This is a genomic window from Nonomuraea sp. MG754425 (genome assembly GCF_021699195.1).
In the GTDB taxonomy this organism is placed as follows: domain Bacteria; phylum Actinomycetota; class Actinomycetes; order Streptosporangiales; family Streptosporangiaceae; genus Nonomuraea.
The window spans coordinates 1-9,900 of the sequence record NZ_SSXE01000274.1 but is presented as its reverse complement, the minus strand read 5'-3'; the positions used below and the strand labels follow the sequence as shown (position 1 = coordinate 9,900).

Below are 9,900 nucleotides of genomic sequence, written 5' to 3'. Positions count from 1 at the left end.
GGCTGGGGGCGGGGGTGGGCGCGGGTAGTCTCGGGCGTTGTGCCGAGCATCCCGCGACCCCTCGACCCCGACGACGACGGCAGCGCCGTCCCCGTCGTCGCCGCCGCGCTGGCCGCCTACCAGGAGGGCACGGCCGGGCCCACCGAGGTGCTGAACGCGCTCACCGGCGCCCGCCTGCTGGTGCCCGTGGTCGCGCTGCTGACCGAGTCGGAGGTGGGCGAGCACGGGCTGCGGCAGGAGAAGGAGAGCGAGATGGCCCTGCCCAAGCTCGTCGGGCAGGACGGCAGGCAGGCGGTGCTCGCGTTCACCGGCACGCAGGCGCTCACGCGCTGGCGGCCCGACGCGCGGCCGATCCAGGCCACGACGCTGCAGGTGTGCCAGGCCGCCGTGCAGGAACAGGCGGCGGCGGTCGTGGTGGACGTGGCCGGGCCGGTGCAGTTCGTGATCGAGGGGGAGGTGCTGGAGGCGCTCGCGGCCGTCGAGTCCGGCACCGTGGGGGAACTGGCCGGGGCGACCGTGGCCCGGCTGGAGCCCGCGCCGCCGCGCCGGCGCCGCTGGTTCTCCCGCCGACGCTGACCCATCGACCACTCCTGGTGACACCAACCCCTCCAGTTTCTCCCGGCGACATCGACCCCCGGCCTCTCCGGTGATGCCGCCCCCGGCGTCGATCTTCATACCGGGTGTGCATAGCGGCGCGCGGCGGGTGGGCGGGCGCCGCTAGCGTCGGCGGCGTGGTCGCACTCATGGCGCTCGTCGGCCTCGTCTGCGGAGACCGGATCAGGGCGCTGGCCGCGTCCTACGACGACGCCGGCCGGCCGTCCTGGCCCGGCCTGGAGCTCGTCTGCGCCGCCGTGGCCGGGCTGGCCGCGTGGCGGGCCGGGCTCCCGTACGTGTGCTTCGCCGTGATCGCGGTCGCCCTGGCCGTCATCGACTGGCGTACCAGCACGCTGCCCGACGCGATCACGCTACCGGCGTACCCGATCATGATGGTGGCGCTGCTGCCGACCGGGGAGCTGCCCAGGGCGCTGGCCGGAGGAGCGGCGCTGACGGCGGTGTACGGCCTGCTGTGGCTGCTCAGGCCGGAGGCCCTGGGGTTCGGCGACGTCAAGATCGCCGGGCTGATCGGCATGGCCGGCGCGGCGCTGAGCTGGGACGCCCTGGTCGTGGCGGCCTTCTGCGGGCAACTGCTCGGCGCGCTCTACGCCGCCTTCCTGCTCGCCACCGGACGCGGCACCAGGCACACCCACTTCCCCTTCGGCACCTTCATGCTGCTCGGAACACTTCCGGCACTCTGTCTCGCATCCTGACCGCTGGACATCCCACTAGGCCGTACGTGGAAGACTTGTACGCATGTTGCGCTGGTTGACCGCCGGAGAATCCCACGGGCCCGAACTCGTCGCCATCCTGGAAGGCCTGCCGGCCGGGGTGGAAGTGACCACGTCCGCCGTCGACGAGGCCCTGCGCCGCCGCAGGCTCGGCTATGGGCGCGGCGCGCGGATGAAGTTCGAGCAGGACCTGGTGACGATCGCCGGGGGCGTCCGGCACGGGCGCACCATGGGCAGCCCGGTCGCGATCCGCGTGGGCAACACCGAGTGGCCCAAGTGGGAGAAGGTCATGGCGGCCGACCCGGTCGACCCGGCCGAGTTGGAGGGCATGGCCCGCAACGCGCCGAGGTCCCGCCCCCGTCCCGGCCACGCCGACTTGGCGGGCATGCAGAAGTACGGCTTCGACGACGCCAGGAACGTGCTCGACCGGGCCAGTGCCCGCGAGACCGCCGCGCGGGTGGCGCTGGGCGAGGTCGCCAGGCGCTTCCTCAAGCAGGCGCTCGGCGTCGACATCGTCAGCCACGTCACCGAGATCGGCGGCGCGCGCACCCCGGCCGAGACCCTGCCCGGCCCCGGCGACCTGGCCAGGATCGACGAGGACCCGGTCCGCTGCGCCGACCCCGAGGGCAGCGCCGCGATGGTCGCCGTGATCGACAAGGCGCACAAGGACGGCGACACGCTCGGCGGCGTCGTCGAGGTGCTCGCCTACAACCTGCCGCCCGGCCTGGGCAGCTACACGCACTGGGACCGCAGGCTCGACTCCCGGCTCGCCGCGGCGCTCATGGGCATCCAGGCGATCAAGGGCGTCGCGGTCGGCGACGGCTTCGAGACCGCGCGCCGGCCCGGCTCCCGCGCCCACGACGAGATCGAGTACACCACCGAAGACGGCGTGCGCCGCGTCACCAACCGCGCGGGCGGCGTCGAGGGCGGCATGACCAACGGCGAGATCCTGCGGGTCAGCGCCGCGATGAAGCCGATCTCCACCGTCCCCAGGGCGCTGGCCACCATCGACGTCAAGACCGGCGAGGCCACCAAGGCCCACCACGAGCGCTCCGACGTGTGCGCCGTGCCCGCGGCCGGCATCGTGGCCGAGGCGATGGTCGCGCTGGTGCTGGCCGACGCGGCGATCGAGAAGTTCGGCGGCGACTCGGTCGAGGAAGTGGCCCGCAACCTGTCCGGATACCTCTCGTCCATGGTGATCAAGTGACCGCGAAGGTGAGCGACCAATGACACGCGCTGTGCTGATCGGGCCTCCCGGGTCCGGCAAGACCACGCTCGGGCGGCTGATCGCCGAGCGGCTCGGCGTGGCGTTCCGCGACACCGACGCCGACGTCGAGGCCGTGGCGGGCAAGCCCGTCGCCGACATCTTCGTCGAGGACGGCGAGGCCCGCTTCCGCGAACTCGAACACGAGGCCGTGCGCCGCGCGCTGGCCGAGCACGACGGCGTCCTGTCCCTCGGCGGGGGCGCCGTGCTGCACGAGGAGACGCAGGCCCTGCTGGCCGGCCACCACGTGGTCTATCTGCAGGTCGGGCTGTCCGACGCGGTGCAGCGGGTCGGCCTCGCCTCGGCCAGGCCGCTGCTCGTGCTCAACCCGCGCAGCCGGCTCAAGAAGCTCATGGAGGAGCGGCGGCCGGTCTACGAGCGGCTGTCCGCGATCACCGTCGTGACCGACGGGCGCGAGCCGGAGGAACTCGCCGACGAGATCGTGAAGGGCCTGCCCGCATGACCGCCGTGACCGTGATCGTGGAGGGGCCGCCCGCATGACGAACGCGACGAGGATCCACGTGCGCGGCGACAGCCCGTACGACGTGGTGATCGGCACCGGCGTGCTGACCGAGCTGGCCACGCTGCTGCGGCCCGGCGTCCGCACCGTCGCCGTGATCAGCCCCGAGACCCTGCCGGAGATCACCCGGCCGGTCAGCGCGGCGCTGTCCGGCAGCGGCTACGAGGTGGCCGAGCTGCCCGTGCCCGACGGCGAGCAGGCCAAGACCGTCGAGGTGGCCGCGCGGCTGTGGTCCGAGCTGGGCCGCCGCGGCGTCACCCGCTCCGACGCCGTGGTCGGCGTGGGCGGGGGCGCGACGACCGACCTGGCGGGGTTCGTGGCCGGCACGTGGCTGCGCGGCGTGCAGGTCGTGCTCGTGCCCACCACGCTGCTGGCCATGGTCGACGCGGCGGTCGGCGGCAAGAACGGCATCGACACGCCCGAGGGCAAGAACCTCGTCGGCACGTTCCTGCCGCCCGCGGGCGTGCTGTGCGAGCTGTCCACCCTCGACAGCATGCCGAAGGCCGACTACGTCGCGGGTCTGGCCGAGATCATCAAGGGCGGCTTCATCGCCGACTCCGAGATCCTGCGTCTCATCGAGTCCGACCCCGAGGCCGCCACCCGTCCCGACGGGCCCCACACGCGCGAGCTGATCGAGCGCAAGATCCAGGTCAAGGCCGACGTCGTGGGCGCCGACCTGCGCGAGGCCGGGCTGCGCGAGATCCTCAACTACGGTCACACGCTCGCCCACGCCATCGAACGCGACGAGCACTACCGCATCCGACACGGCGAGGCCGTCGCCATCGGCATGGTCTACGCCGCCGAGCTGTCCCGGCTGTCCGGCCGTGCCGACGTCGTCGCCCGCACCCGCGCCATCCTCACCAGCGTCGGGCTGCCCACCAGCTACCGCGCCGACGCCTGGCCCCGGCTGCGCGACCACATGCGCCTGGACAAGAAGAACCGCGGGGCCAAGCAGCGCTTCGTCGTGCTCGACGGCCTGGCCAGGCCGGGCCGCCTCGAAGGCCCCGCGGAAGAGCTGCTCGAAGCCGCCTACAAGGAGATCTCGGCATGATCCTCGTGCTCAACGGGCCCAACCTGGGCCGGCTCGGCAAGCGTGAGCCTTCCATCTACGGCGCGGAGACGTACGAGGACCTCGTCAACCTCTGCCGCGACACCGCGGGCAAGCTCGGTCACGAGGTCGACGTGCGCCAGACCGACTCCGAGGCCGAGCTGATCGGCTGGATCCACGAGGCGTGCGACGGCGACATCCCCGTCGTGCTCAACCCGGCCGCCTTCACCCACTACTCCTACGCGCTGCGCGACGCCATCGCCCAGCGCACCGCGCCGCTCATCGAGGTGCACATCTCCAATCCCGCGGCCAGGGAAGAGTTTCGCCATACCTCCGTCGTCGCCGGGGTGGCGACGGGCACGGTAGCGGGGTTCGGACTACAGTCGTACGTCCTTGCGCTGCACGCTATCGCGGAGATGAACACCACCTCATGAGGCATTACAAGTCCTTCGTCGCCCTCGGCGACAGCTTCACCGAAGGGCTGAACGATCCCGGGCCGGACGGCCGCTACCGTGGCTGGGCCGACCGGGTGGCCGATCGGCTCGGCGCCGACGAGCCCGCCTTCCGGTACGCCAACCTGGCGGTCCGCGGCAAGCTGCTCGACCAGGTCGTGGCCGAGCAGGTGCCGCTGGCCGTCGAGATGGCGCCCGACCTGGTCGGCTGCTGCGCCGGAGGCAACGACCTGCTGCGGCCCGGCAGCGACCCCGACGTGCTGGCCAAGAAGCTCGCGCGGGCCGTGCGCGACCTGCGGGCCTGCGGGGCCGAGGTGCTGCTGTTCACCGGCGTGGACCCGCGCGACACGCCGGTGATGCGGCGGCTGCGGGGCCGCTTCGCCGTCTTCTACCTGCACGTACGCTCCATCGCCGACCTGTACGGCTGCCGGCTCGTCGACCAGTGGTCCATGCAGGGGCTGCGCGACTGGCGGGCGTGGAGCCCCGACCGGCTGCACATGAACGAGGACGGGCACCGTCTCGTGGCCGCCCGGGTGCTGGACGTGCTGGGGGTGCCGTTCGACGACTGGCGTAAGGAGTGGCCGGAGCGGGAGGTGGATCCCCGGGCCCGCCGGCGGGAGGACGCCCAGTGGATGCGCGAGCATCTCGTGCCGTGGGTGTCGCGGCGCCTGCGCGGGGTCTCCTCGGGCGACGGGCTCGCCGCGAAGCGGCCCGATCTCACTCCCTGGCGCTGACCGTCCCGGCGCGCTGAATCGTCCCGGCCGCTGATCGTTCCGGACGTGCCGGGTCAGGCGGCGGCCGGGGAGCGGGTCAGGACGGGTCGGCCGTGAGGCGCTGCAGCGCGGCGCGCGGGACGGCCGGGTCCATCGTGCGCCAGAACGGCGGCAGCGAGTTGAGCAGGAAGCCGCTGTAACGGGCCGTCGCCAGGCGCGGGTCGAGGACGGCGATGACACCCTTGTCGTCCTGGGCGCGCAGGAGACGTCCGGTGCCCTGGGCGAGCAGCAGGGCGGCGTGGTTGGCCGCCACCGCCATGAAGCCGTTGCCGCCCTTGGCCGCCACATGGCGTTGCCTGGCCGAGGTGAGCGGGTCGTCGGGACGCGGGAACGGGACCCGGTCGATGATGACCAGCCGCAGCGAGGGACCGGGCACATCGACGCCCTGCCAGAGCGACAGGGTGCCGAACAGGCAGGTCGGCTCGTCCTCGGCGAACTGCTTGACCAGCAGCATCGTCGAGTCGTCGCCCTGGCACAGCAGCGGTACGTCGAGACGGTCGCGCAGCGCCTCCGTGGCGGCCTTGGCGGCGCGCATGGAGGAGAACAGGCCGAGCGTGCGCCCCCCGGCGGCCTCGATGAGCTCGGCGATCTCGTCGAGGTACTGCTGCGGCAGGCCGTCGCGGCCCGGCTGGGGCAGGTGTTTGGCGATGTAGAGGATGCCGGAGCGCGGGTGGTCGAACGGCGAGCCGACGTCGATGCCCTGCCAGTTCTTGCCGTCGCCGAGCCCCCACTGCGCCGCCAGCGCGTCGAACGTGCCGCCGAGCGCCAGCGTGGCCGAGGTGAGGACCACCGTGCGTTCCCCGAACAGCTTGTCGCGCAGCATGCCGCCCACGCTCAGCGGCGCGACCCGCAGCGACGGCGGGCGGCGGTCGGTGGCGCCGTCGAGCCAGACGACCTCGGCCCGGTCGGACTCCGAGGCGTGCCCGTAGGCGTCGAGCATGCGCACGGCGGTGTCGTGCACCTCGTCCAGCGCCGTGAAGGCGGCCTTGCGCTGGCCCGCCTTGTCGGGGTCGTCCTTGTCGGCGCCGCGCGGGCCCATGGCCGTGATGCAGCGCCAGGCGGTGTCGCGGACGAGCTGCAGGGTCAGCCCCAGCACCTGCGGCATGTCGTCGATGCGGCCGGGCGGGGCGGCGGCCAGCAGCGCCTTGAGGTCTTCGCCGGCCTCCATGAGCTGGTCGGCGACCGGCTGGTCGATGAGCCGGCCGACCCGGCGTACGGCCAGCATGACCGACGCCTCCGACAGCTCACTGGTCACCACCGAGGTGACCCGGTCGACCAGCTCGTGGGCCTCGTCGACCACCACGACCTCGTGCTCGGGCAGCACCGGCAGGTCGCCCATCGCGTCGATGGCCAGCAGCGCGTGGTTGGTCACCACGACGTCGACCTCGCCGGCCCGCGCCCTGGCCAGCTCGGCGAAGCACTCGGCCCCGCTGGGGCAGCGGGAGGCCCCCAGGCATTCCTGGGCGCTCACCGAGAACTGCCGCCACGCCTGCTCGCTGACGCCCGGCACCAGCTCGTCGCGGTCGCCGGTCTCGGTCTCCTCGGCCCACTCCTGGATGCGCTGCACCATGCGGCCGGTGACGCTCACCTCGCGCGCGTCGAAGAGCTGGTCCTGCTCGTCCTCCTCGGGCCAGCCCGCCGTGGCCTTGTAGCGGCACAGGTAGTTGCGGCGGCCCTTGAGTATGGCGAACGTCGGCTCGTGCGGCAGCTCCTTGGCCAGCGCCTCGGACAGCCGGGGCAGGTCGCGGTCGACGAGCTGGCGCTGCAGGGCGATGGTGGCCGTGGAGATGACGACGGGGGAGTCGCTGTCCATCGCGTGCCGGATCGAGGGCACGAGGTAGGCCAGGGACTTGCCGGTGCCCGTACCCGCCTGGACGGCCAGATGCTCGTCGTCGTCGATGGCCTTCTGCACGGCGCGGACCATGGTGATCTGGCCCTGCCGATCGCTCCCGCCGAGAGCGTTGACCGCGACGCTGAGCAGTTCGTCCACTGGTGGGAGATGGGAGTCCGGCACGGCAGTAAACGCTACCGGCATTCCGGGGTGGCCGCGCCGAACGCGGCGTGTTCACCCAGACGCATCCCGGCGTTCCCGGACACTCCCGCCGGGTTGCGTGGCACACTGGGCGATCGGAACTCCAACCGGCCCGGCGCGAGCTTCACAGGGTGTGACCGAAGGGGTTCCGGGTGTAGACGGGAAGGCCGGTTCCCAAGGGTTTTCCGGGGTTGAGTGGACGAATAAAGGCTGGTTAAAGCAGTATGTCTGCCATGTCGGAAGTTGTCCCGTTGCCGTCGTTCGGCGAAGTCTTCTTCGATGCACGAGGTCAGGAGCGCTGCCTCCGGGTCACGTGGCATGAGGGCACGCTGGTCCTCAGCCTGTGGCGCGGCGAGATGTGCACAGCGAGCTTCCGCATGCCGATGGAGGACGTCGGCCGGCTGCTCGACACCCTTGACGAGGGGTTCGCGGAGGCCACGGGTGAGCAGCCCGCCGTGCCCGCGCACGATCCGGGCACCGAGGCCATCCCGGGCACCGGCACCTACCACCGGCCCCCGCAGCACACCCAGCCGCCGCAGCCGCCGCAACTCGACGAGCGGCCCGCGGCGTCCCTGTCGCCCAGCGACGTCCTCGTGGCCAGGGGTCCGGCCCCCCAGGACAAGCTGGTGGCCTCGTACGGCGAGAGCGCGCCCCCCAGGGACGCCGCCCCCGGGTACGGCCAGGAGCGCGGCCCCTTCACCGGCCCGCAGTACGTGGAGACGACCGCCCCGCAGCAGAAGTACACGGGCGACCCCTTCAGCGGCCCCCAGTACACCGCCGACTACACCGCCGACCCGCTGAGCGGCCCCCACTACACGCAGCCGGCCGCCCAGCCCGACCCGTTCAGCGGCTCGCAGTACGCGGACGCCGGCGAGCCCGTCTACCAGTTGCCCGGCTCCGGCCGGCGCGGGCAGGCCCCGCTCAGCACCGACCCGCTGGGCTTCCCGTCGCAGGCGCCCGACCCGTACCAGGCCGCCCAGCCGCAGCAGCCCCCCCAGCGGCCCCAGTACGGGCAGGACGCCTATCACTCCGACCCGTACGGCGCCGACCCGCTGGGCGGCCGGCACTCCGACGGCTACCAGCAGCCCCAGGCGCCGCAGCCGAGCACGGCCGGGCTGGGCACGCCCATGCACGGCATCCCGGGCGCGGGCCGCCGCCGCACGGCTCCCCAGCAGGCCCAGCCGCCGGCGGCCCCCGACTACGGCTCCTACCAGCAGCAGGGGCAGCAGCCCAGCCCGGTGGACCCGCTGCTCGCCCTCGGCCGCCAGGACCAGTACCAGCAGGAGCAGTACCAGCAGGAGCCGTACCAGGACCAGTACCAGCAGCAGCCCGACGCGGGCATGTCCCGCCCGTACGTCGGGGACCCCATGTTCTCCACGGGCGAGCGCCTGCGCCCCGAGCAGCCCGACTACCACGAGAGAAGCGACCGCAGGGAGTGGTGAGGATTCGCCGCGGCGCGGTGGGTACGCTCACGGCGGGATGATGGACCTGAGGCGGTCGGCCAGGGCCTGCGGCACAGCCGGTCAGCGCACGACCGCCCCCTGACGAGGTCCGGGCTGGGGCGGGGGAGGAGCGCCGGTGAATCCGACCATGGGCCTGCAACTGCTGCTGGTCGCGGGCGGCGCGATCGCCGTGGCGGCGATCGCGCGGCGCAAGGGCTGGCCGGCCCCGCTGCTGCTGGTGGCGGCCGGTCTGCTGGTCTCGCCGCTGGTGCCGCCGGTGCCGCTGGAGCCGGAACTCGTGCTGTACGTGTTCCTGCCCCCGCTGCTCTACTCCGCCGCCCTCGATAGCTCCTACCTGCGCCTGCGCGACGTCAAGAGGGCCGTGGGGCTGCTGTCGATCGGGCTGGTGCTGTTCACCACGGCCGTGGTGGGGCTGGTCGTCCATCTGCTGCTGCCGAGCCTGCCGCTGGCGCTGGCGTTCGCGCTGGGCGCCATCATCGCCCCGCCCGATGCGGTGGCCGCCGTCGCGGTCGGCCGCCGGCTGGGCCTGCCGCGCCGGTCGCTGACCATCCTGATCGGCGAGAGCCTGTTCAACGACGCCACCGCGCTCACCCTCTACCGCGTGGCCGTCGGGGCGGCCGTGGGCGGTGCCGTCAGCCTGTGGGAGGGGTTGTGGGAGTTCGTGTTCGCCGCCGCGGCCGGGGTGGCGATCGGGCTGGCGCTGGCGTTCGTGTTCGCGTGGATCTTCCAGCGCACCCGCGACTCGCTGGTCGAGAACACGCTGATGCTGCTGATCCCGTTCGCGGCCTACCTCGCGGCCGAGTCCGTGCACGCCTCGGGCGTGATCGCGGTGGTGATCGTCGGCCTCTACCTGGGCAACCGCACGCACCTGAGCGAATTCGGCACCCGGCTGGTGTCCGACGCGGTGTGGAAGGTCACCGACTTCTTCCTCGAGGCGGTCGTCTTCGCGCTGATCGGGCTGCAACTCGTCACCGTGATCGAGGGCATCTCCGGCTACAGCGCCTGGGCGGTGGCGGGGTACGC

At 72.9% G+C, this 9,900-nt stretch carries 10 protein-coding genes; 9 read left to right on the top strand and 1 reads right to left on the bottom strand.

Translation table 11 applies throughout. The annotated features are described in order from the left end of the window. From FAF44_RS49300 to FAF44_RS49270, 7 genes are all read left to right on the top strand, one after another. On the top strand, positions 1 to 576 hold a 576-nt coding region (locus tag FAF44_RS49300; protein ID WP_237110398.1), incomplete at its 5' end, for an SseB family protein. Positions 577 to 731: 155 nt separating this feature from the next. Further along, complete coding sequence (locus FAF44_RS49295; RefSeq protein ID WP_237110397.1) at positions 732 to 1,307, top strand: A24 family peptidase; 576 nt, start codon at positions 732 to 734, stop codon at positions 1,305 to 1,307. A gap of 43 nt (positions 1,308 to 1,350) precedes the next feature. Further along, positions 1,351 to 2,532, top strand: coding sequence for a chorismate synthase (gene aroC / locus FAF44_RS49290; protein ID WP_237110396.1), 1,182 nt, complete (start codon positions 1,351 to 1,353; stop codon positions 2,530 to 2,532). Positions 2,533 to 2,551: 19 nt separating this feature from the next. After that, positions 2,552 to 3,052, top strand: a complete 501-nt coding sequence (locus tag FAF44_RS49285) for a shikimate kinase (RefSeq protein ID WP_237110395.1) — start codon at positions 2,552 to 2,554, stop codon at positions 3,050 to 3,052. A 34-nt stretch (positions 3,053 to 3,086) separates the two neighbouring features. Next, complete coding sequence (gene aroB, locus FAF44_RS49280) at positions 3,087 to 4,160, top strand: 3-dehydroquinate synthase (protein WP_237110394.1); 1,074 nt, start codon at positions 3,087 to 3,089, stop codon at positions 4,158 to 4,160. Continuing rightward, positions 4,157 to 4,591, top strand: a complete 435-nt coding sequence (gene aroQ / locus FAF44_RS49275; protein WP_237110393.1) for a type II 3-dehydroquinate dehydratase — start codon at positions 4,157 to 4,159, stop codon at positions 4,589 to 4,591. Before aroB ends, aroQ begins: the two co-directional genes overlap by 4 nt. Continuing rightward, positions 4,588 to 5,343 carry an SGNH/GDSL hydrolase family protein gene (locus tag FAF44_RS49270; protein WP_237110392.1) on the top strand — a complete coding sequence of 252 codons (756 nt, stop codon included), beginning with the start codon at positions 4,588 to 4,590 and terminating at the stop codon, positions 5,341 to 5,343. Before aroQ ends, FAF44_RS49270 begins: the two co-directional genes overlap by 4 nt. Positions 5,344 to 5,419: 76 nt before the next feature. Here FAF44_RS49270 and FAF44_RS49265 read toward each other — a convergent pair whose 3' ends face one another. Then, entirely contained in the window at positions 5,420 to 7,417 is a 1,998-nt protein-coding gene (locus tag FAF44_RS49265; RefSeq protein ID WP_237110391.1) for an ATP-dependent DNA helicase, read from the bottom strand. A gap of 230 nt (positions 7,418 to 7,647) precedes the next feature. Here FAF44_RS49265 and FAF44_RS49260 point away from each other — a divergent pair, with 230 nt between their 5' ends. Both FAF44_RS49260 and FAF44_RS49255 read left to right on the top strand, forming a co-directional pair. Further along, positions 7,648 to 8,856 (top strand): hypothetical protein, encoded by a 1,209-nt coding sequence (locus FAF44_RS49260; protein WP_237110390.1) that lies wholly within the window; start codon positions 7,648 to 7,650, stop codon positions 8,854 to 8,856. 136 nt (positions 8,857 to 8,992) lie between these two features. Beyond that, positions 8,993 to 9,900 (top strand): cation:proton antiporter (locus FAF44_RS49255; RefSeq protein ID WP_237110389.1); only part of this gene is annotated, 908 nt, incomplete at its 3' end.

What these genes read in the sequence shown, in the direction of transcription:
- aroC (WP_237110396.1), top strand. Translation starts at nt 1,351, where the DNA reads ATGTTGCGCTGGTTGACCGCCGGAGAATCCCACGGGCCCGAACTCGTC.
- FAF44_RS49285 (WP_237110395.1), top strand. Translation starts at nt 2,552, where the DNA reads ATGACACGCGCTGTGCTGATCGGGCCTCCCGGGTCCGGCAAGACCACG.
- aroB (WP_237110394.1), top strand. Translation starts at nt 3,087, where the DNA reads ATGACGAACGCGACGAGGATCCACGTGCGCGGCGACAGCCCGTACGAC.
- aroQ (WP_237110393.1), top strand. Translation starts at nt 4,157, where the DNA reads ATGATCCTCGTGCTCAACGGGCCCAACCTGGGCCGGCTCGGCAAGCGT.
- FAF44_RS49270 (WP_237110392.1), top strand. Translation starts at nt 4,588, where the DNA reads ATGAGGCATTACAAGTCCTTCGTCGCCCTCGGCGACAGCTTCACCGAA.
- FAF44_RS49265 (WP_237110391.1), bottom strand. Translation starts at nt 7,417, where the DNA reads ATGCCGGTAGCGTTTACTGCCGTGCCGGACTCCCATCTCCCACCAGTG.
- FAF44_RS49260 (WP_237110390.1), top strand. Translation starts at nt 7,648, where the DNA reads ATGTCGGAAGTTGTCCCGTTGCCGTCGTTCGGCGAAGTCTTCTTCGAT.